23 protein-coding genes are annotated in these 26,478 nt (G+C 71.0%); 6 read left to right on the forward strand and 17 right to left on the reverse strand.

Going from position 1 to position 26,478, the window contains the following annotated elements:
- Positions 1–59: 59 nt before the first annotated feature.
- From lptB to BLU09_RS02865, 4 genes are read right to left on the reverse strand one after another with little or no spacing between them, the layout of a single operon-like run.
- Positions 60–803, reverse strand: a complete 744-nt coding sequence (gene lptB / locus BLU09_RS02850) for an LPS export ABC transporter ATP-binding protein (RefSeq protein ID WP_090485067.1) — start codon at positions 801–803, stop codon at positions 60–62.
- Entirely contained in the window at positions 800–1,426 is a 627-nt protein-coding gene (locus tag BLU09_RS02855) for an LptA/OstA family protein (RefSeq protein ID WP_090485069.1), read from the reverse strand. Before BLU09_RS02855 ends, lptB begins: the two co-directional genes overlap by 4 nt.
- On the reverse strand, positions 1,423–1,974 hold the full coding sequence (locus tag BLU09_RS02860; protein ID WP_090485071.1) for an LptA/OstA family protein: 552 nt from the start codon (positions 1,972–1,974) through the stop codon (positions 1,423–1,425). Before BLU09_RS02860 ends, BLU09_RS02855 begins: the two co-directional genes overlap by 4 nt.
- 12 nt (positions 1,975–1,986) lie before the next feature.
- On the reverse strand, positions 1,987–2,940 hold the full coding sequence (locus BLU09_RS02865; RefSeq protein WP_090485073.1) for a lysophospholipid acyltransferase family protein: 954 nt from the start codon (positions 2,938–2,940) through the stop codon (positions 1,987–1,989).
- 17 nt (positions 2,941–2,957) lie between these two features.
- On the opposite strand from BLU09_RS02865, the gene astB reads away from it, so the two are divergent.
- A complete protein-coding gene (gene astB, locus BLU09_RS02870) occupies positions 2,958–4,280 on the forward strand; it encodes an N-succinylarginine dihydrolase (RefSeq protein WP_090485075.1) in 1,323 nt (440 codons plus the stop codon).
- 28 nt (positions 4,281–4,308) lie between these two features.
- On the opposite strand, the gene sitI6 is transcribed toward astB, so the two are convergent.
- Together sitI6 and sitA6 are read right to left on the reverse strand one after the other, a co-directional pair.
- Positions 4,309–5,034: a SitI6 family double-CXXCG motif immunity protein gene (sitI6, locus tag BLU09_RS02875; protein WP_090485077.1), complete on the reverse strand. Its 726-nt coding sequence runs from the start codon at positions 5,032–5,034 to the stop codon at positions 4,309–4,311.
- Positions 5,035–5,065: 31 nt separating this feature from the next.
- The gene (sitA6, locus tag BLU09_RS02880) at positions 5,066–5,800 is read right to left on the reverse strand and encodes a SitA6 family polymorphic toxin lipoprotein (RefSeq protein WP_090485079.1); all 735 of its coding nucleotides are present in this window, start codon (positions 5,798–5,800) and stop codon (positions 5,066–5,068) included.
- Between the two features lie 147 nt (positions 5,801–5,947).
- Between sitA6 and BLU09_RS02885 the strand changes: the two genes are divergently transcribed.
- The gene (locus BLU09_RS02885; protein WP_186817674.1) at positions 5,948–6,484 is read left to right on the forward strand and encodes an aminoacyl-tRNA deacylase; all 537 of its coding nucleotides are present in this window, start codon (positions 5,948–5,950) and stop codon (positions 6,482–6,484) included.
- A gap of 21 nt (positions 6,485–6,505) precedes the next feature.
- On the opposite strand, the gene BLU09_RS02890 is transcribed toward BLU09_RS02885, so the two are convergent.
- The gene (locus BLU09_RS02890; RefSeq protein ID WP_186817673.1) at positions 6,506–9,124 is read right to left on the reverse strand and encodes an O-antigen ligase family protein; all 2,619 of its coding nucleotides are present in this window, start codon (positions 9,122–9,124) and stop codon (positions 6,506–6,508) included.
- A gap of 102 nt (positions 9,125–9,226) precedes the next feature.
- Positions 9,227–9,850, reverse strand: a complete 624-nt coding sequence (locus BLU09_RS02895) for a hypothetical protein (RefSeq protein WP_090485083.1) — start codon at positions 9,848–9,850, stop codon at positions 9,227–9,229.
- A gap of 99 nt (positions 9,851–9,949) precedes the next feature.
- Between BLU09_RS02895 and BLU09_RS02900 the strand changes: the two genes are divergently transcribed.
- Positions 9,950–10,240: a hypothetical protein gene (locus BLU09_RS02900; protein WP_011551171.1), complete on the forward strand. Its 291-nt coding sequence runs from the start codon at positions 9,950–9,952 to the stop codon at positions 10,238–10,240.
- A gap of 79 nt (positions 10,241–10,319) precedes the next feature.
- On the opposite strand, the gene BLU09_RS02905 is transcribed toward BLU09_RS02900, so the two are convergent.
- From BLU09_RS02905 to BLU09_RS02915, 3 genes are all read right to left on the reverse strand, one after another.
- Positions 10,320–11,507 (reverse strand): acyltransferase family protein, encoded by a 1,188-nt coding sequence (locus BLU09_RS02905; protein WP_090485085.1) that lies wholly within the window; start codon positions 11,505–11,507, stop codon positions 10,320–10,322.
- A gap of 2 nt (positions 11,508–11,509) precedes the next feature.
- Positions 11,510–12,808 carry a UDP-glucose dehydrogenase family protein gene (locus tag BLU09_RS02910; RefSeq protein ID WP_090485087.1) on the reverse strand — a complete coding sequence of 433 codons (1,299 nt, stop codon included), beginning with the start codon at positions 12,806–12,808 and terminating at the stop codon, positions 11,510–11,512.
- A gap of 105 nt (positions 12,809–12,913) precedes the next feature.
- Positions 12,914–13,885: a nucleotidyltransferase family protein gene (locus BLU09_RS02915; RefSeq protein ID WP_186817672.1), complete on the reverse strand. Its 972-nt coding sequence runs from the start codon at positions 13,883–13,885 to the stop codon at positions 12,914–12,916.
- A 180-nt stretch (positions 13,886–14,065) separates the two neighbouring features.
- Here BLU09_RS02915 and BLU09_RS02920 point away from each other — a divergent pair, with 180 nt between their 5' ends.
- Positions 14,066–16,825, forward strand: a complete 2,760-nt coding sequence (locus BLU09_RS02920) for an FG-GAP-like repeat-containing protein (protein ID WP_090485089.1) — start codon at positions 14,066–14,068, stop codon at positions 16,823–16,825.
- A gap of 60 nt (positions 16,826–16,885) precedes the next feature.
- Here the strand turns inward: BLU09_RS02920 and BLU09_RS02925 are convergent, their stop codons facing one another.
- The 4 genes from BLU09_RS02925 to BLU09_RS02940 form a co-directional block, all read right to left on the reverse strand.
- Entirely contained in the window at positions 16,886–17,320 is a 435-nt protein-coding gene (locus BLU09_RS02925; RefSeq protein ID WP_090485091.1) for a YciI family protein, read from the reverse strand.
- Positions 17,321–17,662: 342 nt separating this feature from the next.
- The gene (locus BLU09_RS02930) at positions 17,663–18,706 is read right to left on the reverse strand and encodes a nucleotidyltransferase family protein (RefSeq protein ID WP_261770647.1); all 1,044 of its coding nucleotides are present in this window, start codon (positions 18,704–18,706) and stop codon (positions 17,663–17,665) included.
- Positions 18,707–18,750: 44 nt separating this feature from the next.
- Positions 18,751–20,238: an MraY family glycosyltransferase gene (locus tag BLU09_RS02935; RefSeq protein ID WP_090485093.1), complete on the reverse strand. Its 1,488-nt coding sequence runs from the start codon at positions 20,236–20,238 to the stop codon at positions 18,751–18,753.
- Positions 20,239–20,366: 128 nt separating this feature from the next.
- Positions 20,367–21,512, reverse strand: a complete 1,146-nt coding sequence (locus BLU09_RS02940; protein WP_090485095.1) for a glycosyltransferase family 4 protein — start codon at positions 21,510–21,512, stop codon at positions 20,367–20,369.
- A gap of 56 nt (positions 21,513–21,568) precedes the next feature.
- Here BLU09_RS02940 and BLU09_RS02945 point away from each other — a divergent pair, with 56 nt between their 5' ends.
- Positions 21,569–22,699, forward strand: coding sequence for an acyltransferase family protein (locus tag BLU09_RS02945; protein WP_090485097.1), 1,131 nt, complete (start codon positions 21,569–21,571; stop codon positions 22,697–22,699).
- Here BLU09_RS02945 and BLU09_RS02950 read toward each other — a convergent pair.
- Entirely contained in the window at positions 22,653–24,554 is a 1,902-nt protein-coding gene (locus BLU09_RS02950; protein ID WP_186817671.1) for an LTA synthase family protein, read from the reverse strand. The genes BLU09_RS02945 and BLU09_RS02950 overlap by 47 nt on opposite strands.
- 160 nt (positions 24,555–24,714) lie before the next feature.
- Entirely contained in the window at positions 24,715–25,737 is a 1,023-nt protein-coding gene (locus BLU09_RS02955; RefSeq protein ID WP_090485101.1) for an ROK family protein, read from the reverse strand.
- 194 nt (positions 25,738–25,931) lie between these two features.
- Between BLU09_RS02955 and BLU09_RS02960 the strand changes: the two genes are divergently transcribed.
- Entirely contained in the window at positions 25,932–26,477 is a 546-nt protein-coding gene (locus BLU09_RS02960) for a DUF2780 domain-containing protein (RefSeq protein ID WP_090485103.1), read from the forward strand.
- The last annotated feature ends 1 nt before the right edge of the window (position 26,478 follow it).

Below are 26,478 nucleotides of genomic sequence, written 5' to 3' on the forward strand. Positions count from 1 at the left end.
CGACGCAAAAGCGGGGCCAACCCATTCTAAGCACTCCTCTGACAGGTGGCCAGCCGTGCTCAGAGCGCTTGTTGGAGGCGGAACCGTTCCCCCAGGTAGACGGCGCGGGCCTTGGGGGACGCGGCGATCTCCGCGGGGGTGCCCTCTTCGAGGATTTGTCCCTGTGCGATGATGTACGCACGATCACAGATGCCCAGGGTGTCCTGGACGTTGTGGTCGGTGATGAGGACGCCCAGCCCGCGTTCGCGGAGGAGGAAGATCTGCCGCTGGAGGTCGCCCACGTTGATGGGGTCCACGCCAGCGAAGGGCTCGTCGAAGAGGATGAAGCGGGGTTGGGGGATGAGGCTGCGGGCAATCTCGGCGCGCCGGCGCTCGCCGCCCGAAAGGTCTCCCCCCAGGGACTCCCCGACGTGCGTGAGGCCGAACTCGTCCAGGAGGGTGTCGGCGCGCTGCTCGCGGGCCTTGGTGTCCAGGTCCTTCTGGAGCTCCAGCACGGCCAGGAAGTTGTCGCGCACCGTGAGCTTGCGGAAGACGGAGGCTTCCTGGGGCAGGTAGCCCACGCCCCGGCGAGCACGGCGGTGCATGGGCAGGTGCGTGAGGTCCTCGTCGCCAATGCGCACGCGTCCCGCATCCGGAGACACCAACCCCACCACCATGTTGAAGCTGGTCGTCTTCCCCGCGCCGTTGGGCCCCAGCAGGCCCACCACTTCCCCAGGGGCCACGCTGAAGGACACGCCAGCCACCACCTTCTTGCGGCCGCGGAAACTCTTCTCCAGGCCCTCGGCGATCAGCCTCGCGCTCATCGAGCCGTGCCTCCCTGGGCGGAGGGGGCCGTCCCGGAGGACGGGGCCGGACGGGGCGCGGACTGCCGCCCCTTGCGCCTGGCCGGGGCGGGGTTGGAGGGCAGCGATTCGAAGACGATGACGGCGTTCTCCACCTCCAGCCGCTCGTTGCCCAGCGTCAGCCGGACCTTCGTCCCGCGCATGTGCGTGGTGCCCTGGTGGGCCTCGGGCGAGCCCGTCACCACCAGCACGCCGCTGGGCACGTCGTATTCGGCGCGCTCGCCCTTGGCCATGCGGTCGCCGTCCACGGCATGCACCCCGCCGGTGCACACCACCCGCGTCACCTCGCGTTGAGGGGTGTAGTTGGCCGTCATCCGGTCGCACTTCAAGTCGAGCGTGCGGTGCTTCACCTTCACGTTGCCGGTGAGGGTGGCCTGGGACTTCTGGAAGGTGACGTGGTCGCCGTTGATTTGAACGGGCTCCGTCAGCTCCTTGCCGCCCAGGGGGGTCGGGGCGCGGGTCCCCGTCCCAGCGGTGGGGTCAGAGCCCCCCACGGCGGCGGGAGGCGTGCCCTGCGCGGGGGTGGCGGCGACCGCGGGCGCGGGCTGCGCGACGAAGAAGGCCATCACGAGGAACTCAATCACTCTGGCGCTCCCAGCACGGACTCCACCGAGCCCGCGAAGTTGAACGTCTCGTCCGGGAAGAACAGCTCGAAGCGGTCCGCCCGCAGCCGGTAGTCAGGTCCCTTCACCGTCACCCCCTCGTTTCCATGCGCCCGCTCCGTGGTGGCGTCGTACGTCAACCGGGGAGTGCGGGCCTCCATGCCCTTCCCGGTGCGGATGATGACACCGCCCGAGGCCACCACCTGCTTGGACGCGAGGCTCCCCTCCATATTCGGGGCGCTCACCTCCACGCCTCCCTCCGCCCCTGGGGGCGCTGCCTGGGAAGAGGAACCCGGCGGAATCCGGAGGGTGGCGTCGGTGGCCCACACCTCGCCGGTGGTGCGCTGGTAGGACACCTGCCGGGCCGTGCCGGAGCGGATGAGCCGGGCGCCCTCGAAGGACTCCAGACGCGCGCCGTGCAGCACCACCTCCGGGGGAGGCTGGCCGCCGGACGCACCCTCGCCGGTGCCCGGCTTGCAACCGGGGGCGAACACCAGGATGACGAGGCTGGCGGCGAGCAGGCGAGACACAGGGCTTCCTTATCACCCGGCGGATGCGGGCGCCGCCTCCGGAAGTGGGACGTCCTCGCTCACCGGTGGACGCGTCTTCCAGCGCTGGTGCATCCACACCCACTGTTCCGGCGTCCGCCGGATGGCGGCTTCGATTCGGCTGGACAGGGCGGCGGTGAGGGCCAGGGCGGCCGCCTCGCGGTCCGCGTCCTGGGGCACCGGGACCTCTTCCATGGACAGGCGGTACCCCGCCCCTTCGCGGTGGCAGAAGCCCGTCACCACCGCCGCGCCCGTGCGGATGGCCAGGTCCGCGGCGGCGCGCGGGGTGGCGGCCAGCTGGCCGAAAAAGGGCACGAAGAGGGACTGCACCTTCGTGTCCTGGTCGATGAGGATGCCCAGGATTTCGCCGTTGCGCAGGGCGCGCAGCATGGCCCGGGCAGCGCCTTCCTGGCCGCGCCAGATGCTCCGCACCCCGCCGCGGGCCCGGAACTGGCCCACCAGCTCCGTCAGCCGGGGGTCGGTGGTCTCCTTGGCGATGCTCTGGCTGGGGTAGCCGGCGCGCGCCACGCGGCGGGCGAGCAGCTCCCAGTTTCCCACGTGCCCGGACACGAAGACGACGCCGCGCCCCCGGGCCAGGGCCGTCTCCAGCACCTGCCGGTCGGCGTCCGGCCAGGCGACCAGGCGCTCCAGGGCCTCGTCCAGGGCGCCCGTGCAGGCCACCTCCAGCGCGGCGGCGGCCAGGTGGCGGAAGGCGTCGCGGGCCAGGGCCTGCCGGTCCGCGTCAGACTTTTCCGGGAAGGCCACGGAAAGGGACTTGAGGGCCTTGCGGCGCTCCCCTCCGGCCAGGGTGTAGGCCAGGGCGCCCAGACGCGCACCCAGGCTCCGGGCGACGCCCAGGGGCAGAGGTTGAAGGAGCAACAGGACGCCACGGATGAGCACGTAGCGGAGGAAACGCTTGAGGCGCTTTGCTAAGGGTGGACGCTCCACGAGGCGTTCAATATCCCATGCGCGAATACAACTTCGACGGGCTCGTTGGGCCCACCCACAATTACGGCGGCCTCTCGCCCGGCAACCTGGCGTCGCAGAGCCATGTCGGTGAGCCCAGCCACCCCCGGGACGCGGCCCTCCAAGGGCTGGAAAAGATGCGCTTCGTGTCCGCCCTGGGGGTGGGACAGGCCGTGCTGCCGCCCCAGCCGCGCCCGTCCCTGCACGCGCTGAGGGCGCTGGGCTTCACGGGCTCGGACGAGGAGGTCATCACCCGGGCCGCGCGCGAGGCCGAGCACCTGCTGCGCCTGACGTCCAGCGCGTCCTCCATGTGGACGGCCAACGCGGCCACGGTGGCGCCCAGCACGGACACGGCGGATGGCCGGGTACACCTGACGCCAGCCAACCTGTCGCAGATGTACCACCGGGCCATCGAGGCGGAGACGACGCACTCGGTGCTGCGCGCCATCTTCTCCAGCGAGAAGCACTTCGCGGTGCACGCGCCGCTGCCGGGCAGCGGGCACTTCGCGGACGAGGGCGCGGCCAACCACACGCGGCTCGCCACGCCTGGGCACGCGGGCGTCCATCTGCTCGCCTGGGGCCGCAGCGCATGGCAGGACGTGCAGGGGCCCAGCCGCTTCCCCGCGCGGCAGACGCTGGAGGCCAGCCAGGCGCTGGCCCGGCTGCACCAGTTGGACGCGAAGTCGGTGCTCTTCCCGCAGCAGCACCCCGAGGGCATCGACGCGGGGGCCTTCCACACGGACGTGCTGGCGGTGGGCAACGAGCGGTTCCTGATGCTGCACGAGCTGGCCTTCGTGGACCACGCGGGGCTGCTGGCGGTGCTGCGCGAGAAGCTGGGCCAGGACTTCCGCGCGGTGGTGGCCACGAATGCGGAGCTGCCGGCGAAGGACGCGGTGAAGGCCTACCCGTTCAACTCGCAGGTGCTGACGCTGCCGGACGGCACCATGGCGATTGTGGCGCCGATAGAGAGCCGGGAGACGCCCGCGGCGCGGCAGTTCCTGGAGCGCGTGGTGGCCGAGGACACGCCGGTGAAGGCCGTGCACTACCTGGACGTGCGCCAGTCGATGAACAACGGCGGCGGACCGGCCTGCCTGCGCCAGCGGGTGTGGCTCACGGACGAGGAGCGCGGGGCCATCAAGGCGGACGTCTTCTACACGCCCGCGCTGCATGACTCGCTGGCCGGCTGGGTGCGGCGGCACTACCGCGAGGTGCTGCGACCCAAGGACCTGCAGGACCCGCAGCTGGCGCGAGAGACGATGACGGCGCTGGATGAGCTGACCCGGATTCTCAACCTGGGCAGCGTCTACGACTTCCAACGCTGAGGCGTAAGACGACCGCTGAGCTTCCGGCTCAGCGCGCGTCCAGGGGCTGGAAGGTGACGCCCTCCAGCTTCAGCCGGTCTGCCGCGACCACCATGCGTTCGGTCGCGATGACGAGGGTGGGGTAATCCCTCAGCCGGAACAGGTCCACCTCGACGGGCAGCGTCTCCCGAGCGAGCCAGTATGTGTCTGGCAGACGCTCACTGGCCTCGCTTCCGCACTTCGCGCAGGTGGGCGCACGGGGATGCACGAAGCAGTCGGGATGCAGCCGGCCATGAAGCGCCAGTTGCAACTCGCGGAGCACCGGAGGGTTCTTCCCTCGGAAGGTCACGTCGAGACGACACCCGGTGAGTCCCCGGACGCCTTCGCCCCGCAACACCTCTAGCGCTTCGTCGCGAATGACGAGCGTCCAGTCCTGCAATGCGAGCTGCCCGAATGCCCCTGTCGCCGCGCCTGTCAGGGGGCCGAGCCGGGTTCCGGGCTCCAGGACCGCGCCCTCGGGCGCCAGGGGCCTGACACGCTCGCGCAGTTGGGCAAAGACCTCGAAGGGGACGGGCCAGGGGTCGGAGAACGGCTTCAGCTCAGCCCTCGAGAAGCTCGACAGGTCGACACACGGATACTGCAAGCCCGCCCAGCCGCCGCCCACCCCACACTCCGTGCAGGGCTCCACGCCTGGGAGGCCCCACTTGTGCGCGGCGCGACTCAGGTTTCCCGTGAAGCGTGACGTCGTGCTCGCTTCGACTCGGTAGAACCTCACGCCCTCGCACTCCTTCTCCTGAGAATCGCCTTCATAAGGCTTCTATCCGAGGCCCACGCATTCCGGGGGCAATGGGCATGTTGTAGGGCACGACCGGGCCGGATAGCTCGAAACGAAAGGCGAGTTCGACCGCGTGCCGCATGATGACATCCCGCGATGGGGGCCGGGGATTGGCCACCACGAACTGGCGCCATGCGTTGTTCCACGCTCCTCCCGGCCCCATGCCCTTCCCGCTGTGAATCTGTCGGTGAACGTGCTCGGGGACGACCAGGGTGAACTGGTGGATGTCGATACCCGCCGCTCGAAACCACGCCGCGAGCCGGGGTTCCTGCGGAAAGAGGTGATGTTTGATGAGCTTGCCCTGTGGTCGGGGTATCGCGGGGATGAAGACGGGAGAGCGCCGCGCCAGCGGAGCCATCGCGAGAGGCCGTGCGTCCCCTCGAATCCCTGTACGGCGCTGCCACCAGTTTCGGTAGGTGCCCGTCCCACGGAAAGCGGGGCTGCCCGTCGCCTTCTCGGCCGCCCCTACCCTCGGTGCATGCGTTACGACGTCGTCCGCCACGTCCTCGCACCGGAAGAGGCCGCAATCACCTTCATCACAAACCAGGACGAGGCAGCGCGGCACGCTCGATGCGCTGCACCCTTCGACATCCGCTTGCCACTTCGCGGCTTCCCACTCACGCATCACGGGAGAGGACGCCGTACTGCACGCGAGCGCGCCCAGAAGGAGGCAGCAGAGCGTCAGGAGCCGTAGCGACCCGTTCATGGCGGCTCAGCCTATCCGAACGCCCGGCTGCCCTACGGACGGGCGGACGGGCGCTCCATGGTCGGCTGTATGCCCGAGTGTGGCAGGCACCCGTGGTCGGACGCGCTGGCGGTCATCACCTTCTTTCTAGAGGAGGTGAGATTCCCCATGATTCCCGAAGCGATACAGCACTATCTGCGCCGCAACGGGGTGCGTTTCGAGCGGTACTGGCACCCGCGTGCCGTCAGCGCTCAAGAAGTGGCCGAGTCGCTGCACGTCTCCGGCTGGCGCGTGGCCAAGTCCGTCATCGTGATGGCGGACCGGCAGCCATGGATTGTCGTCGTCCCCGCGGCGGGCACCGTCGATTTGAACCAGGTCCGAGACATGCTGGGTGCCCGGCACGTCCGACTCGCGACCGAGCCGGAATTCTCCGGCCACTTTCCCGACTGCGAGGTGGGCGCGGAGCCCCCCTTTGGTGAGCTCTACGGCCTGCCTGTCGCCGTTGATGAATCCCTCAGCCTGGCGGAACGACTGCTCTTCCGCGCGGGCTCCCACGAGGAGTCGCTCGAGCTGCGCTTCCAGGACTTCGCCACCTTGGAGTGGCCCCTGGTGGCCTCCTTCATCGAGAAGGAGCAGCAACTCCAGGCCCTCAACAACACCGGCGCGCCCAGCCGCTCCCGTGAGGAGGCACACGCCCACATCTGAACCGGAGCGAGGCCCGGGCGCCTAACGCGCGTCCCGAGCCTCGCCATCCACACCCGGGCCGCGCAGCAGGTACTCCAGCTCCGCCTCGCGCGGGTCCTCCGACAGCGTCTTGCGCCGCGAATCCACGCGCTCGCGCTCCGCGCCTTCCAGCCGCGACACCCAGGCCTGTGCCTCGGCCCGCGCGCCCACGGGAAGATGCCGCATGCCCTCGTGGACCGAACGCGCCGCCGCGTCATAGCGACGCAGCGCCTCCTGGGTCCGCGCCACCGCGAAGAACGCATCCGCGCCAGGCACGAGCCGGGCCGCCGTCTGCCGCCGCTCCAGTGCGTGGGAGAGCAACCCCTCCCGCTCCAGGCACGCCGCTTCCATGGCCAACAACCGCGCGCGCTGGGCGTAGTCCGTGATGAAGGGCGCCAGCGCCTGGAGCGTGTCCTTCGCCCGCCGCGTCAGCCCCGCGTCCAGTTGCTGCGCCGCCAACTGGAAGGACAGCGCCACGTTGCCTGGAAAGCGCGCCAACAACTGCTCCAACGCACGCAGGGCCTCCTCCCGCTTCCCCTGCGCCCGCAGCACGTCCGCGCGCAGCAGGTGCGTGTCCAGCGCGTCCGGCGCCAGGCGCTCCACCTGCGCCCGCGCGGCCTCCGCCGTCTCCAGGTCCCCTCGCAGGATTCGCAACCGGGCCTCGCGCGCCCACAGCGCCGCGGCTTCCGGCTGACCCGCGAACTGCTCCCGCGCCCAGCCCGAGTAGTCCAGCGCCAGCGCCAGGCGCCCCGGCGTGTTGACCAGCGCATCCAGCAGCCGCACCGCGGTCGCCGGCGACCGCGGCGTCAGCACCGTGAGCGAGGCCAGGGTCTCCGCGTGCGGCAGGGCCTCGCCCAGCAGCACGGTGGCATCCCCGGCCTCGTGCGCCAGCCGGTACTCCAGGAAGCCCTGGGCGCTCCGGCCCAACGCCAGCAGCGCCCGCGCCGCCACCCGGTGGGAGCTGGCATCCAACGGCGCCAGGTACAGCGCCCGGTTGACCAGGGCCAGCGCCTCCCCTGCCCCCTCACGCCCTCGCGCCGCGTGCGCCGATGCCACCAGCCGGTACAACAGGTAGTCCGAGGGGTGCAGGTCCACCAGCGCCAGTCCCCGCGCGTGGACCTCCCGCGCGGATGCCCCCGACGTGACGAGCCGCGCCAGCTCCGCCTCCGCGTCGCCCAGGCGATGACGTCCGGGCACCAGCGCCACCAGCGCCAGCGCCGTGAGCGCCAGCCCCGTCCCCAGCACCGCGCCCGAAGGCCGCGCGCACCACGCCTTCTCCTCGACGGCCCGCTCCCGGGGACGCGCCACCGCGCCCAGCGCCACCAACGCCGCCACCGCGCACGCGGGCAATTCCAAGCTGAAATCGAAGAGGTCGTGCAGCGCCAGCGCCGCCACGCCCGCGAGCGCCGCCAGGTCCACCGTCTCCAGCCCCTCACGGCGCAGCAGCCGCAAGAAGCCCCAGACGGCCACCGCCAGCAACACCAGCCCCAGCGCGCCCAGCTCCGCCGCGACCTGCAACACCGCGTTCTCCGGGTGCGTGAAGGTGTTGGGATTGGGCTCCGACTGGTAGCGCGGAAACGCCGCCTCGAAGGCGCCGCGCCCCATGCCCAGCACGGGAAACGCCCGCGCGGCGTCCGCCAGCATCGGCCATAGCGCCACCTTGGACTGGCGCAGCTTCTCCACGCTGTCCGCGGTGCGCGCCTCCGCCCACAGGCCGTCCGCCGCCGCGTACGCCCCCACCATCAGCACGCCCAGCAGCCCCAGCAGCGCCGCGGCGCTCCGGGCCCATACCGGGGGCGCCCCTTCACCGGACGCGCGGCGATTGCGAAGCAGGAACAGCGCCAGCAGCGCCTGTCCGAAGGCGAAGAAGGCAATGCCTCCGCGCGACAGCGACAGCACCACGCCCAGCCCCGACACGCCCGCCGCCAGCGCGTATGGCAACGCTCGCGACCGCTGTCCGCGCGTCAGCGTCAGCCCCACGCCCAGCGTGGACGCCAGCGCGAGGAAGCCGGCCAGGTGGTTCGGGTTGCCAAAGGGCGTCACCAGCGTGGGCCGCGCGTGCATCCAGAGCATCAGCCCGAAGAGGGACTTCACGCCCAGCAACGCATGGCCCAGCCCCACCACCGTGAGGCCCGCGCCGGTGAAGACCACCACCGCCAGCAACCGCTCCCGGCTGCCCCGCGAGCGAGTCACCTGCACCGTCGCGAGGAAGGCCAGCAGGTAGGCCAGGTGCTTCGCCAGCTCGCGCCAGGTGGCGGACGGGTCCAGCGACACCGGCCGCGCCCGCTCCAGCCCCAGCGGCACCAGCGCGAACTCCCGCAGCGCGGCCGCCTCCGGACTCAGCAGGCGCAGGACACCGGCCGGCAGCGGCACCAGCTGCACCGCGCACAGGCCCGCCCCCATGGCCAGGGGCACTGCCAACAGCGGAACGCGCAGCGACTGGCCCTGCCGCTTCGCCCCTATCGCCGCCAGCACCGCCGCGGCGCCGGACAACAGCACCAGCGGCCCCAGCAACCACCCCGCGGCGCCGCCCAACGCCAGCGGACACACCACGACGAGCGCCGCCAGCGCCGCCTCGGCGAACAGGGTGAATCGAGACGCACTGCGGGAAGCGCGAGGCATGCGGGGATGGGCCAGGTGAGTATCACAGCACCCGCGCCCCTCGCCCGCCACCCCGCCTCCAGGGCGAGCCGCCAGCAGACCGGACGTGCACGAAAGGTGACATCAGAAGGCGAAGACGACCAGCGGGATGCCGGCGCGCGGCGTCCACTGCCGCGTCTGCATGGCCCCCCGCGCGTCCCGGCGGGCCTTCACGTCGCGCAGCTCATCCTCCAGGCGGATGCGCTCGCGAACCAGGCTTTCCCGGTGGGCCCGGTTGATACCCGCTTGCTTGGAACCCGTGACGATGCCCGCGATGAGCAGCCCTACCCCCGCGACTCCGCCCAGCGTCGTGCCCACCCCCAGGGCCAGCAAGGTGCCGGCGTCGTCGTCATTCGACGAGCTCATGCCGACGATGATGAGGGGAATGCCCAATAGCAGCAGCGGGGACAGCACGTAGCCCGAGTACGCCATCACCAACGACCCCGCGGGCCAGTTCGTGTCAACGGAGCGAATCTCGCTCTGGAGCATCGCGATTTGCTGCGTCAGCTCGCGAGCGCGGGCCTCCAGGTCCTCCGGCAGGGGCGGCGGCGTGGACGTCCCGGAGACGTCGGGCGCCTCCTCCGCCGGGACCTGGGCCACGAGGAGCCGGGCGGACACGGGCCGCTCGGACACGGGCGTCAGAAGTGAGTGGGGCGTCGAAGAAGTGGACGCGGTGGCCAACAACGCAGCGGCGACGATTGACAACATGTGTGGCGCTTCCCCCAGGTGTGGAGCAGGCGGGCGACCCTAGCATCCGCCCAGGCACGAAGGACTCGAAGCCAGCTTGCATCCAGGGGACCTTCTGGCATGTTCGCCGCAGCCATGCGCCGCTTCATCGTCACCGCCGCCCTCCTCTGTTCCGCCCTGTCCGGCCTCACCGGCTGCAAGGGCGCCTGCCGCGAGCTGTCCGAGAAGCTGTGCGACTGCTCCATCAACTCGGTGGAGAAGGAGCTGTGCCTTCGCCGCGCCTCCCAGGAGGAGAACCGCGTGGAGCCCACCGCCGAGGACGAGGCCGTGTGCGAGGAGCGCCTGGCCGGCTGCGACTGCCGCGCCATCGAGACCGACGAAGGCAAGCGCGCCTGCGGCCTCTCCCGCTGAGGCGGCCCACCTGACCAGAGGCTCCGGGCGCCTGTGCCCTGGACGCCCCCCGTCTCGCTGGACGGCGCCAGCGCGCCGCTCAGGTCCCCGACACCACCGGCTTCCCGGGCTCGCGCGGCGCCCCCTCCACCCAGGGCGCCAGCGCGGCGCGGACGCGTGAGCGCAGCGGTGACTCCACGGCGCGGTGCACCCACAGCGACGCGGGCACGCCCAGCAGCAACACGGTGGCCAGCAGCCCTTCGGGCGTGCGCAACTCGACCCAGGGCGACACCCAAGCCCCCAGGCCCTTGGCCGCCTCCGACACCGGGTACTGGAGCAGGTAGAGCGCGTAGCTGGCGCCCCCCAGCTTCACCAGCGTGGGCCGTGACAGCAGCCAGCCCAGAGCGCCTCCGCCCCGCGCCAGCCCGTACACCAGCAGCCCCGACGCGGGCGCCAGCAGGCCGTTGTGCATCAGCGGATACGGCACCCTCGAGCCCGCCGCGCCCGCCGCCACCAGCAGCGCCGTCCCCAGCGCCGCCAGCACCGCGCCGGAGCCCTTCACCCCTCCCGCCGCGCGCTCGCGCACGAAGCACCAGCCCAGCAGGACGCCGAAGAGGAACTCCGGCAGCCGCGCCAGCGGGTTGAACTTGAGCGCCATCAGCCAGGGCCCTGACGCATGCACGTCCACGGGGCCCGGGCCGTCCGGCAGGAGCGCCAGGTACAGCAGCGGCGGCAGCAACCCCAGCCCCCACGCGCCGCCCAGGGCCACGGGGAGCCACGCGGGCTTGAGCCGGGGCAGCCCCTTCGCCAGCCGGGGAAAGAGGCCGTAGAAGCAGGCCTCCACCGCCACGGACCAGCCCGGCGGATTCCAGTACAGCGCGAGCCGGGGAACCCAGGCCTGGAGCAGCGCCAGCGTCGCCACCCCGCCCACCGCGAGCTTCGCGGCGGCCACCTTCCAGCCGTTGTCCGCCACGGACGCGGCGATGGTGGTGGGCGCGGACAGGAGGAACGTCAGCACGTAGACGGGATACACGCGGGCGACGCGCGCGGCCCAGAAGGCCCGGGGCGACGTCTCCATGCGCCCGTCCGCGTCCAGGTAGTTCCAGGCGAGCACGAAGCCGGACAGGACGAAGAAGACGCCCACCGCGGCGTAGCCCGCGCCCACCCAGTTCCGCAGCGCCTCCGGCGCCGTGCCCAGACACGGCGCCGCGAAGTGGAACGACACGACGTGCAGGGCCGCGACGAAGCGCAGCCCCGTCAGCGCGTCGAGGGCCCTGCTCCCGCTCACCGCTACCGCCGGCCGATGCCGTAGTACGTGAAGCCCAGCTCACGCATGCGCGCCGGGTCGTACACGTTGCGGCCGTCGAACACGACGGGCGACTTCATCAGCGTCTTCATGCGCTCGAAGTCCGGGTGGCGGAACTCGTTCCACTCCGTCACCACGAAGAGGCCGTCCACGCCCTCCAGCGCCTCGTAGGGCACGGAGGCGTAGCGGATGCGGTCACCGAAGACGCGCCTGGCCGTGTGCGGAGACACCGGGTCGTGCGCAATCACCTGGGCGCCCTTGCCGATGAGGCCCTCGATGACCTCGATGGACGGCGCCTCGCGCATGTCGTCCGTCTTCGGCTTGAAGGCCAGACCCCACACGCCGAACTTGCGGCCCTCCAGCGAGCCGTAGTGCTTGGCCGCCTTGTTCACCAGCAGCTTCTTCTGGCGCTCGTTGGTGCGCTCCACCGCGCGCAGCAGGTCCAGCTCCAGGCCGTACTCACGCGCGGTGGCCACCAGCGCCTTCACGTCCTTGGGGAAGCAGGAGCCGCCGTAGCCCACGCCCGGGAAGAGGAACGGATAGCCGATGCGCTTGTCCGACCCCAGGCCCTTGCGCACGAAGTCCACGTCCGCGCCCACCTTCTCGCAGAGCGCGGCGATGTCGTTCATGAAGGAGATGCGCGTGGCCAGCATCGCGTTGGCCGCGTACTTCGTCAGCTCCGCCGAGCGCGTGTCCATGAACAGCACCGGGTTCTCGGTGCGCACGAAGGGCGAGTACAGGTCCGCCATCACCTTGCGGGCGCGCTCGGAGTCCACGCCAATGACGACGCGGTCGGGCTTGAGGAAGTCGTCCAGCGCGGCGCCTTCCTTGAGGAACTCCGGATTGGAGACGACGTCGAACTCGATGTCCGTCACCTTGCGGATGGCCTCGCGCACCTTGTCCGCGGTGCCCACCGGCACGGTGCTCTTGTCCACCACCACCGTGTACTGCTTCATCGCCTTGCCAATCTGCTCGGCGGCGGCCAGCACGTACTGGAGGTCGGCGTCGCCGCTCTCACCTTCCGGCGTGCCCACGGCGATGAAGACGACCTGGGCGTTGGTGACGGCCTCCGTCAGGTCCCGGGTGAAGAACAGGCGCTTCTCGCGCACGTTCTTCTTGATGAGCTCCTCCAGGCCGGGCTCGTAGATGGGCACCTCGCCCGCCTGGAGCATGCGGATCTTCCGCTCGTCGATGTCCACGCACGTGACGTCGTTACCCGAGTCGGCGAAACAGGTGCCCGCGACCAGTCCGACGTAGCCGGTTCCGATGATGGCAATACGCATTGAGGGAGCCCCAGTGAATGTCTCTTGAAGGACTCATACGCCGGGAGGGAGTCCGAAAGAAAGCCCATCCCCCCCTCACCGGGACTCCTCTGCGAGCAGCCGGGCTTACTGGCCCGTGAGCAGGCGGCGAACCCGCTCCATCCCCTTGAGGGCCGAGGTCCGGCCGGGGGTGCATACAGGACCCACCACCGTCCGCTCCAGCAGCTCCCGCGTCGCCCGGCGCAGCGGCGGCAGCGCGGCGGTGGCGTCCGCGGCGGCGTCTGGGAACAAGCGCGCGACAATCGACAGGGACGTGTAGAGGGCCCGCTCCAGGCGCCACTCCGCGGCCCGGGCCAGCAGCACCGGCACATCCAACGGACGCGAGTACACGCCGCCCATCCACTTCGCGCCGGTGACGAGCTCGCGCAGGTCGATGAAGGACAACCACGGCACCGCGTACCCATGGCGCGCATGCTCCAGCGCCACCAGCAGCACCGCGTCCTCCAGCTCCGGGCGGTAGAGCGAGGAGCCATACACGCGCATGGGCTTCGCCCGCTCGAGGATGCCCGCCGTCTGTTCGCGGCGCTGGGGGCCCAGCACGTCCGAATAGAGCAGGATGACCGTGCGCCCGTCGGACACCACCTTCGTGGCGCCGCTGTTCTCCGTGTCGGGCTCTGGGGCGAACTCGTGGTGGGACAGGAAGCCAGAGAAGCCGTCCACGTCCATGCGCTTCATCAGGATTTGCAGCTCCGGCACGGGCCGGAAGCCCACGTGCGGATAGAGCGAGTCCGCGAAGGACGCGGCCCCCATCAGCACCAGCTTGCGTCCCTCCAGCGCGCCCACGATGCGCTTGAAGTTCACGAGCTTCATCACGTTGTCGTTGACGGAGCCCTGATAGATGCTGAGCAGCTTGTCCCGCGCCCACTCCGGCGCGTTGCCCGCGCCCAGCCGGTACTCCAGGTTGTAGGCCGCCAGGGGCGCCAGGCCCTGCATGATGGCCCAGTCCACATACTCATCCCAGGGCGCCCCCCGAAGCGCGCCACGCGGCGGGTCGAACGAAGAGAGAACTCGGAAGGTGTCGAGAAGACCGGCGGACATGGGGCCCCCTTTAACGGTCCGGACGCATGGCCTGCAACGTCCGGATGGCGTCACGCCCGATCGCCAAGAGGTGAACAGCCGACACGGGGCGGCCTTCCAGGGTGGGTCCCCAAACCGGTCCGAGTGAATACCTGGGCCGCCCGGTACGTCGCGGGCCGGGCAGGCTTTCTGGGAGGCGGCATGTCGCAGCAGGGATGGTCGGACGGGCGTCCGGGCCGTTGGCTCACGCTCGGAGCGCTCGGATGGGTGGCGTGCACAGGCACGACCCCCGCGGAACCTCCGGCATTCGACAACACCACGGCGGTGGAGTCGGAGGCCCGGTGCGAGGTGCGGCCGCCCTTCGAGCCCCACTTCGAGCCCGAGGTGGAGTGGGCGTGGACGGCCAGTCCCCTCATGCCCACGCATACCAACGTGCAGGCCACGCCCGTGGTGGTGGACGTCAACGCGGATGGCGTCCCCGACGTGGTGTTCAACAGCTTCGAGGGCTGGAACTTCAAGACGAACGGCGTGCTGCGCGCCATCAGCGGCGCGGACGGCTCGGACCTGTGGGCGGTGACGGACCCGGCGTACCGCACCCGAGGCTCGGCCAGCGTCGCCGCGGGCGACATCGACGGCGACGGCAAGGTGGAGCTGTGCACCGTGCCGGAGAGCGCCCAGGGCATCATCTGTTTCGAGCACACCGGCGCCTTCAAGTTCCGCGAGGACGGGCCCCCGCTCGACTGGGGCGGCGTGTCCCTGGCCGACCTGGATGGGGACGGGTCGGTGGAAATCATCGCCGGCAACCACGTCTACGACCGCAGCGGGACGCTCCGGTGGGTGGGGAGTGACGGCGTGGGCAGTCCCGCCAACGACACCGGACCGCTGGCGTTCGCGGTGGACCTGGACGGGGACGGGCTCCAGGAGGTGGTGAATGGCCGCGCCATCTACCGGCATGACGGCGCGCTCAAGTGCAAGGCGGCGGAGCTGGGCCACGGGCTCGCGGGCGTGGGCAACTTCGACGCGGGCCCCGAGGGCGAAGTCGTCGTGGTGTGGGATGGCCACGTGTCCTTGATGGACGCGAACTGCCAGGTGAAGTGGACCGTGCAGCACCTGGGCGGCGGCGTGGGTGGACCACCGAACATCGCGGACTTCGACGGGGACGGGCAGCCGGAGATTGGCGTGGCGGGCGCGTCCCACTACGCCGTGTTCGAGCCTGACGGCACGGTGAAGTGGCTGAGCCCCACGCAGGACCACAGCTCCAACCGCACCGGTTCCTCCACCTTCGACTTCGAGGGCGATGGCCGCGCCGAGGTCGTCTACGCGGACGAGACCACGCTGCGCATCTACGACGGAGTGACGGGCCAGGTCCGCTTCGAGGCGCCGCACAGCTCGTGCACCGCGTACGAGAATCCGGTGGTCGCGGACGTGGACGGTGATGGCAACGCCGAAATCATCGTCGCGCAGAACACGGCCTGCGGCTACGGCGACTTCCAGGGCATCCGCGTGTACCGGGACCGCAAGGACGGCTGGGTGAACACGCGGCGCATCTGGAACCAGCACGCCTACTCCGTCACCAACGTGAATGACGACGGCACCCTGCCCGCGCGTCCGGTGAGCAACTGGCTGGCGCCGGGGCTCAACACCTTCCGCACCAACAGCCAGGGCACGGGCACCGTGCGGCCCTTCGCGGCGCCGGACCTCGCCGTCGGGCAGGTGACGGCCACGTGCACGGGCGAGGGGGCGGTGATGCTCGGCGCGCGGGTGCGCAACCAGGGGGACTCGGCGGCCTCGGCGGGGGTCCAGGTGGCCTTCTACCAGGACGCGGTGGGTGAAGGCGGTACGCTCCTGGGCGTGGCCACCGTGGCGCACACGCTGGAGGCGGGCGCGGAGACGTCCGTGGAGCTGGCGCTCAACACCCCGGAGAGTGGCTGGGTGCTGGTCTACGCGGTGGTGGATGACGACGGCACCGGCAAGGGACGTGAGCTGGAGTGCCGCGAGGACAACAACGTCGCGTCGGCGCAGCTGAAGCTGGCGTGCGCGCCCAACGAGCCTCCGGTGGCGCTGTGCCGGGACGTCGTCGTGGAGGCGGACGCGCAGTGCCGCGCGTCGGCCAACGTGGACCACGGCAGCCATGACCCGGACGGACTGCCGGGCCCCTTCACGCTGACGCAGACGGCGCCCGGGCCCTTCGGCCTGGGGCGACATGCCGTGACGCTGACGGCCCACGACGGTGAGGACAGCGCGGTGTGCCAGGCCACGGTGAAGGTGGTGGACACGACGCTGCCGTCCATCCTCTGCCCGGCGCCGCAGGTGCTGGAGTGCGTGGCGGGCGGCGCGGAGGCGACCTACACCGCTCGGGCGGAGGACAACTGCGGGCCGGTGTCGGTGACGTGCACGCCGCCGGATGGCTCCCGGTTCCCGCTGGGGCGCTCGGTGGTGGACTGCAACGCGGTGGATGGCTCCGGCAACGCGTGCGGCTGCGCCTTCTCCGTGACGGTGCGGGACACGCGGGCGCCCGTGCCCGGCGCGTCCCTGGGCAAGCGGCTGTGGCCGGCGGACCACCAGTACCGCACGGTGACGCTGGCCGAGTGCGCGGCGCCCGCGAAGGACGCGTGCATGGGGGACCTGTCGTTGGAGCGGTACGGCCGCATCGTCCGGGTGACGTCGGATGAGTCCGAGGACGTCGCGGGCATCTGCGACGGCGCCACGTGCGACGACATCGACGTGCGGGTGAATGCCACCTCCGTCCAGCTGCGCGCAGAGCGCGACGACGCCGGGGATGGCCGCGTCTACACGGTGCACTACGTGGTGGAGGACCCGTCCGGGAACCGGGCCGACGGACGCTGCACGGTGGAGGTGCCGCGCGATTCGGCCGGCCAGCAGGTGAACGACAGCGGGCCGAAGTACTGCGTGGGCCTGGGCTGCTCGCCGGGCCTGGGCGGCAGCCCGCTGTGCCCGTGAGGTGAGCGAAGCAGGGGCGTGGAGCGGCGTCGCTCCACCGCCCCGCTTCCGCCCCGCGCATCAGGCGCCGCGACGCTGGTCCAGCTCGGCGCGCAGCTTCTCCTCTTGGGCGCGCAGCTCCGGCGTGAACTCGGCGCCCAAATCGTCCAACTCGTAGAAGGGGCGGATCTCCAGGTCCGACTCCTCTCCGGGCATCGGGTCCGGGCAACGGCGCGCCCACTCCATCGCCTCCTCCATCGACTTCACCTGCCAGACCCAATAGCCAGCCACGAGTTCCTTCGTCTCGGCGAAGGGACCGTCGATGACTCGCTTGGTGCCGTTCGAGAACCGGATGCGCTTGCCTGCACTGCTCGGCTTGAGGCCGTCTCCGTCGAGCAGCACCCCGGCCTTCATCAGCTCCTCATTGAACTTGCCCATGTCCGCGAACAGCTTCTCGCTGGGCATCACACCGGCCTCGGAGTTCTTCGTCGCCTTCACAAGCACCATGACCTTCATCGCATCGTCCTTTCGGTTGGGGGGGCACCGCCCCGTTCTGAAATGGCGACGAATCAGCCGAACGCGGATCGACACGGCCCCCAGAAAATCGACACGGCGGCCGGGCCCTGAAAAACCCAAGCAAATTCAAGCCTCTACGAAACGAAGCCAAGAAGCCCTCTGAACGCGTTCTGGCTCCCGCGGCGGCATCCGCCCAAATGACCGTGGCCCACGGACCGAGTCGCACGGCGGGAGATGTGGCCGCTCCTTCATGAGGCAGGTTCGCATGAAGACGCTGCCTGGCGCGCTGGCGGTGGGAGTGCTGGCTGGCTGGCTGCGGCAGAGGCATGCCACGCCCCCAGCTCAGCCCGGACGGCGCAGCCTCGCCCGCACGGCGTTCCGGGCTCGCCGGACGCCATACCGCGCCACGGAGCCCATCCGTGGCGCCAGCAGCAGCTTCGCCGCCATCCACCCGGTCCGGCCATCCAGCAGTGACGCCCCCAGCAGCCGCGCGTCGGAGAAAAAGCGCCGTGCGAGCACTTGCTGCCAGCGAGGCGGAGCCAGCGCCGCCAGCACCTCGTCCGGCACCGGCGCCGCCAGGAGCCGCCGCGCCACGTCCCACGCATACCAGGCCGCATGTGGGAAGGCCGTGCCGCGTGCCCGCTCCACCACCACCCGCCAGTCCAGCCGCGTGTCCGCCAGCGCCAGCAGCTTCAAGTCGAAGAGCCATGCCAACCGCTGCAACGCGTGGTTGCTCGCGTGCAGCGCCAGGTAGACGGCCTCGTCCTCGGGCCGCAGCCACCGCACCGCCCGGCCATCCACCGCGCCCGTCTCCGCCCGTGCCAGCAGCGCGTCGCCCTCCAGCGCCTCGCCCCATCCCGCGAGCGCGCGGTAGTGCAGCTCCACCAGCCCCGCCGGCCCCGCCAGCTCCAAGTGGTGAGAGTCCTCTTCCCCGTGCCGGGCGCCGTCGCCCCGCCGCACCGAGAGCCCCACGCGGGCTAGCGCCTGGGCCGCGGCGCCCACATCCGCGCGCGCCACCAGCAGGTCCACGTCCGTGGTGGCTCGCTGCAACGGGTCCGGATACAGCCGCAGCGCCAGCCCGTACCCCTTGAGCAGCACCGGCACCTGCCCCACCGTCGCCAGTGCGTCCAGGCTTCGCAGCAGCAGTGTCTTCACGCGCAGCGCCCGCGCCGCGTTCCCCAACGCTTCCCGGCGCAGGGACGCACTCGCGGGCTCGGGCAGCACCCAGCCCGCCCGTTCCACCGCGTGCGCCACGAAGCCCACCAGGCCGTGCCCCACCGCCGTGTGGACCAGTCCGTCCGCCTCCGCGCCCTCCGGAGCGGCGCGCACCGGGGCGTCCGGCCACGCCCTCAGCAACGCATGGAGCGCGCTTGCCCCCGGGGACATCGCCCCCCCCGGACTGGCGCGAGACGGCGCTCGCCCGTCTGGCATCACTTCCTCATCGCGACCAGGCGTCCGGGCTCGGCGTCGGCCCGGGGCCGGAGCCGCCCGGCGCTCTCCGCCACCGCGTCCGCCACCTGCTCCAGCGCCAGCTCCTCATCGCGGTTGATGGCGGCCCGGCCATCCCGCCACACCAGCAGCATCGCGCCCAGCACCTCGCCGTCAGCCTCGAGGGTGATGCGGACCTCGAACGGCATCCCCGAGCCCGCGGGCCGCTGGGCTTCAAAGACGACGTTGTCCGCGAGCCCCGTGGGACGGGCGCGCTGGAAGTGCAGCTCCTGGCGCGACAGGCCCAGGGCATCCGCCAGCGGGCGCACCGCGTTCCACACCGCCTCCAGCGAAGGCGACGCGCGCACCGCGCGGGTGACGTCCTTCACCATGGTCCGCAGCCAGAGGTTGCGCTGACGGACCTGGCGCATGTCCCTGGCGCGGCCCAGGTCCAGGTAGCCCAGCCGCCGCATCAGCAACACGATGAGCACGCCCATGCCACACAGCAGCATGGCGCTCTGCGCGCTGCTGGCGAAGCTCAGCGCCAGCGCCACCAGCATGAAGAGGCCGCACAGGCCATACAGCACCAGCACCGTGGCGCGGTGGCTGAGCACCAGGTGGCTCATCAGCCGGTGATGGATGTGCTCCCGGTCGGCGCTGAACATCGGCCGCCCTTGCAACGAGCGCCGCACCATGGCCAGCAGCGTGTCCATGATGGGCAGCCCCAGCGCCATCACCGGCACCAGCATGGCCACCGCCGTGCCGCTCTTGGTGCTCGTCTTGATGGACACCGCGGCCAGCACGAAGCCCAGGAACATGCTCCCGGTGTCCCCCATGAAGATGGAGGCCGGGTTGAAGTTGAACACCAGGAACCCAAGGATGGCGCCCGCCAGCGCCGCCATCAGCAATGACAGCAACACGTCGCCTCGCGACAGCGCGAGGATGAAGTTGGTGCCGACGCCGAAGAAGGCCACGCCGCCCGCGAGCCCATCCAGGCCGTCGATGAGGTTGAGCGCGTTGACCACGCCCACCACCCACAACACGGTGAAAGGCAGACTCAACGCGCCCAACACCAACTCCGGGCCGAACGGGTTGGCGATGACGTCGATGCGGAACCCCATGGCATACAAGCCGAACGCCACCGTGAACTGGACAGCGAACTTCAGACGGGCGCCCGCGCCCCGCAGGTCGTCGTAGAGGCCCAGCGCCACAATCGCCGCGCCGCCCAGGAACAGGCCCGCCACCAGCTCCGTGTGGGAGCGGAAGTGGTACCCCACGCCAGAGTCCACCAGGAACAACGCGCACAGCGGCGCGAAGAATCCACCGACGATGCCCACCCCACCCAGCCGGGGAATCGGCCGGACATGGACCTTCCGGCTGGAATTCGCCTGGTCCAGCCATCCCCACGCCAGGGCCCGGTCGCGCACCAGCCGCGTCAGCGCCAGTGCCACCAGCAGCGAGACGAAGAAGGCGACCAGAAGCGTAATCATGGGGCGTGCACCGTCCGCGCATCGTGGCGGCCGGCGGCTCCACGCGTCAATGCACGCGGGAGTACGATAGGTTTGTAAAGCAATGGGCGCTTGCGTCCGCCCGCAGTCCGACCAGGCAAGCGCCCTTTCTAGACGGTCCGCGGCGAGCGGAGAAGCGACTCGTAAAGGATTGACGTGCGCTCGGCGATGTCCCGCCACGTCATGTCCCGAACCGCGACCTGCGCGGCTTCACGCAACCGGAGCAGGCGAGCGCGATCCTCCGCCAGCGAGCGCAGCGCCGCCACCTGCGCGGCGACGTCTCCCATCGGTACCAACCACCCCGTCTCGCCGTCACGCACGACCTGGGGCGCCACGCCCACCGGCGTCGACACCGGCGTGAGCCCGCTGGCCATCGACTCCACCAGCGCCATCCCGAAGCCCTCCGAATGGCTGGGGAAGAACAGCACCTCTTCGTCCCGCAGCAGGCGCGGCAGCTCGGCGCGTGGATAACGAGGCACCACGCGCACGTGCTCGCGCGCCCCAGCGGGAAACGCCGCCAGCACCTCCGCCTCCGGGTTGCCCGTGCCGTACAACGTCAGCGTGAAGGACACACCTTCGGCATACAGGTGGGTGGCGACGGCCACCATCTCCGCGCGCCCCTTGAGCGCCAGCCAGCTCCCCACACACGCCACCCGCAGCGGCGCACCGGGCGCGGAAGGCGTGGGCGAAGGCAGCCCCTGGAAGGCCACATCCAGCCCATGGGGAATGACACTCAACTGACGCGCGGGCACGCCCAGCCGCTCCGTCGCGTAGGCGGCATCCTGCGTGTTGAGCAGCACCGCATGGTCCGCGCGCAGCAGGGTCTGGCGCACCTCCCAGAGGCGATAGCCGCCATGGTACAGCGGGTACTTCCAGCTCAGCGACAGGTGCCCCGCACGCGCGTCGGCGCGCAGCCGTTCGGAGAAGGTGTGCTCCAGGCCGTGGCTGCGCGTCACCAGGGCATGGCGGGCCCGCGCCCCCGGACGGCCCAAGCGCATCCAGGGCCACGCATCCCCGGTGGTGATGTCCAGCACGTCATACCGGCTCGCGGCCCGCAGCAGGTGCGCGGTGAGCATCCAGGGGAACCGCAGCTCGTGCAGCGTCGTGTGGTGCCGCAGGCCGGGATAGGCGTCGTCGTAGCTGAAGTAGTCCACCTGGCAGCCCCGCGCCGCCAGCGCCTGCCCCAGCGCGAGCGTCACCCCCGGCGCCCCCATGTTCGCGTTCAACGGATGGTGGATGCCAAGCAAGACGCGCATGGGAACGGAGCGACCCTCTCCTGCCTGCTTTCCAGGGGTGTGCGGCGTGGGCCAGAATGCCACCGTTTCCCGCCCCCATGTCCCTGCATTCCGCTCCCACGTTGCAGGCGAGCCTCGACTCGCGCCGCAACAACCTGGACTTCCTGCGCTTCGCCGCGGCGTCGTGCGTATTGCTCAGCCATGCCTTCCCCCTGGGCGAGGGCAAGGGGACAGTGGAGCCGCTGGAGTCCTTCACCCGGGGACAGTTCTCCCTGGGACGGCTGGGCGTCGCGGTGTTCCTCATCATCAGCGGCGTGCTCATCACCCGGAGCTGGGAGCGGACGCCCGATGCGGCGCGCTTCATCTGGGCCCGGGTGCTGCGCATCTTCCCCGGGCTGGGGGCCATGCTGCTGCTGACGGTGGGGGTGCTGGGGCCGGCCTTCACCCGGCTGTCCCTGGGCGACTACTTCACGGCCCCGGACACGGCCCTGTACCTGCTGGGCAACTTCGCCCTGAACTGGCCCCAGTGGCACCTGCCGGGCGTCTTCGAGGCGAACGCCTATCCCCACGCCGTCAACGGCTCGCTGTGGACGCTGAAGTACGAGGTCGGCTTCTACCTGCTGACGCTGGGCCTGGGCCTGACGGGCCTCTTGCGCAAGGGCATGGTCATCTTCGGCCTCGTCGGCGCGGCGGTGGCCACCTTCGTCACCGGACGGCTGGGCTTCTGGCCGGAGCTGTACCTGTACTTCGGCGGCGGCGTGGCGCTGTACCAGTGGCGCGAACACGTGCGCATGAGCCCCTGGGTGGCGGCGGCGTGCGTGGTGGGGTGGCTCATCACGGCCCGGCTCGGATACGGCTGCCGCATCGCCACCGGCCTGCTGGGCGGATACGTCGTGCTGTACCTCGCCTTCCGGCCCATGGGGGCGCTGGCGGACTTCGGGCGCCGGGGCGACCTGTCCTACGGCGTCTACCTCTACGCCTTCCCCGTGCAGCAGGCCGTCAGCACCCTGCTGGGCGGGCCCACGGCGTGGTGGGTGAACGCGGCGGTGGCATTCCCCTGTGTGCTGCTGCTGGCGGCGCTGTCGTGGCGGTGGGTGGAGCAGCCCGCCTTGCGGCGCAAGGACAGGCTCCCCGCGTGGGTGAGGCGTCTGGCGGCCTCCGTCACAGCGGTTCCGAAGACGCCGTCCCGGCCGGCTGGGCCGCACTGAAGTTGTCGCCCGCCAGCCGGTCATACGTGAGCAGGCGGTAGCGCCGCATCCAGTCCTCCCACGAGCCCGGCTCCTGGGCCTTGGGGACCTTGTCGCCCGCGGGCAGGTATTCGCCGGAGGCGTTGCGCAGCAGGTCTCCCCGGACCACGGGCAGCACCTTGGACAATTCGGAGACGAAGGCGAAGAAGCCCGGAGGCCGCAGCCCCGCCGTCTCGAGGATGCGCGGGGTGAGCATGCTGATGCTCAGGTGGATGTCCTGCCGGGGCACGGGGAAGTTCGTCCAGAGGACGACGGGGACCTCCGCCATGCGCTCGCGCTGCGCGTCCGTCCAGGGCTCCTGGAAGTAGCCAGCCTCGCGATAGGTCGCGTAGTCCGAGCCCAGCATCGGCAGGTGGTCCCCGAAGAGCACCAGCAGCGTCTTGCGTTTGCGCGCCTCCAGCCTGCGCACCAGCCGCTCCACGGCCGAGTCCATCTGCCGCAGCTTGTGCACGTAGTTCTTCAAGAGCAGCCGGTTGTCCGGCGAGAGCTTCTCGCCCTGCACCTCGATCCGCTCCTCGCCGGTGAGCGGAAGGTTGTAGGGCCCGTGGGTGGACATCGTCACGGCCATGATGAACCGCGGCTGACGCTCGTCGGAGAGCTCGTGGAGGATGTGGTCGACGACCTCCTCGTCCGACACCCAGGGCCCTTCGAGCCGGGGGGAAGTGAAGTCCGTGAGCGACTGGAACGTGTCGAAGCCCAGCAACGGGTACACCACGTCGCGGCTCCAATAGAACGCGTGGAACGGGTGGATGGCCACCGTCTGGTAGCCCGCGCGGCGGAACAGCGACGGCAGCGCGTCCACGGGCCGCATCACATAGTGTTGGTAGGGAAACGCGCCGTCCGGGGCGAACGACGAGGACATGCCCGTCAGGAGCTCGAACTCCGCGTTGGCCGTGCCGCCACCGAAGGCCGGGCTGATGAGGTTGCCCGAGCTGTGGCTCCCCATGAGCGACCGCACGAAGGGCAGCGGGTCCTCGCTGAAGGGGATGCCCAGCCGCGTCGGGTCCCAGAGCGATTCGGCCATGAAGACGACGACGTCCACGGGCTCCTGGGGCGCGGCGGGCACCACGCCCGGAGGGACACCCAGGGCCGCGTGCACCTGCGCCTGGGAGTACTCACTGCCCGGCTCCAGCCGCAGCCCCTCCCAGTTCCAGAGCATCATCAGCGTGAGCCCGTTCATCTGGAAGTTGGAGCGCTGGTCCCACACCTGGTCGTAGATGCCGAAGCGGTTGAAGACGCGCCGCACGGGCAGGTGCTGCTGGAAGATGATGACCAGCAGGTAGGCCACCGCCGCCAGCGCCAGGTTGCGGCGTCCGGCCTTGGGCAACGGGTACCGGGGCGTGCCGCGCGCCACCGCGCGCCACATGACGGCGAGCATGGCCACCAACAGCAGACACGAGCCGATGGCCGCCACCGCGCCGCCGCCGGGCAGCAGCGTGGGCGCCAGCGACGTCACCTGCCGCCACTCCAGGAAGTCCCAGGGCATCAGTGGCCGGTCGATGAGCTGCACCTTCCGGATGTGCAGGGTGACGGTGAAGAGCATCGCCGCCGCCACCAGGGCCCCCGAGATTCCCACCCGGTTCGTCACCGCCCACAGCAGGCTCGTCACCGCGGAGATGACTCCCACGCTGAGGAGCATGGAGTAGACGTTGCGCTGGGTGATGCCCTCCAGGCCCGCGGACGAGAAGACGGCAATGGTCAGCTCCATGGCCCCGACGAGCACCGCCGAGGCCAGGATGACGCCCACCAACGGCCACAGGTTGGAGGGGGGCCGCTGGAAGAACAAGGTCTTGGGAATCCGTGCGCGACGTGCCAACGACAAGTGCCTCCAGGAGCCGACCAGGGAGCGGGAGGGCGCGGAGACTACCTGACAGGCCCCCGGGCGTTCCATGCGCCTGGGGTCGGGGTTCTGTCGTCTACCACACTGCGTGCGGGAGGGCGTCCAGCGGAGCGCCCCATGCCCTGTGTCCCCAGGCTCACGTCATGGGTGGCTGGGCCAGCAGCGCGGCGCCAATGGCACCGGAAAGTTCTCCCAGTTCCGCGACGCGCACGGGCGGCTGGCGCTCGGGGACGAAGATGTGGGGGCGCATGGCCTCGTGGATGCGGCCGGCGAATTCAGGCCCCAGCCGCGTGCCCAGGCCTCCGCCCAGGACGACTGCCTCCACGTCCAGCAGGTTGATGGCGGAGGCGAGCCCCACGCCCAGCATCCGCACCGCGCGGCCGATGAGCCACGTGGCCAGTGCGTCCTCCTGCGCCAGCGCCCGGGCCCAGAGGCTGCTGGTCAACCGGGTGCGCCCCTTCTTCCGCATCAAGTCGAAGAGAATCGTCGTCTCGCCCTGGCGCACGGCCTTGTGCGCACGGCGCTCCATGGACGCGCGGCCCGCGTAGGCCTCCAGGCAGCCGCGCCGGCCACAACCACAACGGGCCCCGCCCGGCTTCACCACCATGTGGCCCACCTCGCCCGCCGCGCCCCGGCCTCGCCAGGGCACTCCGTCCAGCACCAGCCCACCGCCCACGCCTGTTCCCCACCAGACGCCCAGCAGGGAGCGATATGCGCGGCCCGCGCCCAGCCGGTACTCCGCCGCCACCGCCACCTGGACGTCGTTGCCCAGCACCACGGGCCGGCCCACCCGCGCGCCCAGGTCCCCCGCCACCGGGTAGGGCGTGCTCCAGCCCTGGCCCACGTTGCTGACATGTCCCAGCGTGCCCTCGTTGGCGTTCACCGCGCCGGGCGCGCCCACGCCCACCCCCAGGAGCTGACGGGACGTCAGGCCCGCCGCGTGCGCCGCGCCCTCCAAGGCGTCGTGGATGGCGCGCACCACGTCGCCGGGCTCGCCGTCGGCGGGCGTGGGCTGGCGCATCTTCCCCAGGACGGTGCCGGCGCGGTCCACCACCACGGCCTCGATTTTCGTCCCGCCCAGGTCGACGCCGCCCCAGCACTCCAGGGTGTCGCGCTCCGCAGCCTTCCCTCGCGAGCCCACCGCGTTCGCCTCCCGCATGACACGCCTCCCCAGCGAAGATGCGCAGTCCGCCACGGACCGGGTGAAGGCGACGGGGAGGCAAGGGAGCGGCCGGCCCGCGTGCCGCCCGGCCTGTCCGTGAGCAACGATTCCCCACCAACGCTTCCACGGCGCCTCGCGGGGCCCGCTAGAAAGGCGCTCCACACGGACGCGCGACAGGAAAGGGGCAAGGGATGGACCTCATCGGACAGCTCTCTCAGCAGCTCGGAGTGAATGGAACGCAGGCCCAGGGGCTGGCGGGCTCGCTGCTGAAGCGGGTGCAGGGCACGGTGCAGGAGAAGCTGGGCCCCGACGCCGCGAACCAGATGGGTCAGGCCATTCCGGAGATGGAGACCTGGCAGCAGGCCCCCAGCGCCACGTCCGCGCCCCAGACGGCGCCGGATGAGGGGGGCGGGCTGATGGGCGCGCTGGGCGGCCTCATGTCCGGCCAGGAGGGCGGCGCGGGCGGCATGCTGAGCGCGCTGGGTGGCGCCGCGGGGCAGGCCAGTGATGTGGCCGCCGTGGTGTCCCTGCTGGGCCGCTTCAACATCGACGCGAGCAAGGCGTCCCTGGTGGCGCCCCTGCTGCTGAACTTCCTCAAGTCGCGCCTGGACCCCGCGCTCGTGGGCCGCATCCTCTCCGTGGTGCCGCTGCTGGCCGGCGCGGGCGGTGGTGGCAACACGCCCGGCGGTGGCGGCCTTGGGGGGATGCTGGGCGGGTTGCTGGGCGGCGGACGCTGAA

Origin of the sequence: Myxococcus virescens, from assembly GCF_900101905.1 — a bacterium.
Lineage (GTDB): Bacteria > Myxococcota > Myxococcia > Myxococcales > Myxococcaceae > Myxococcus > Myxococcus virescens.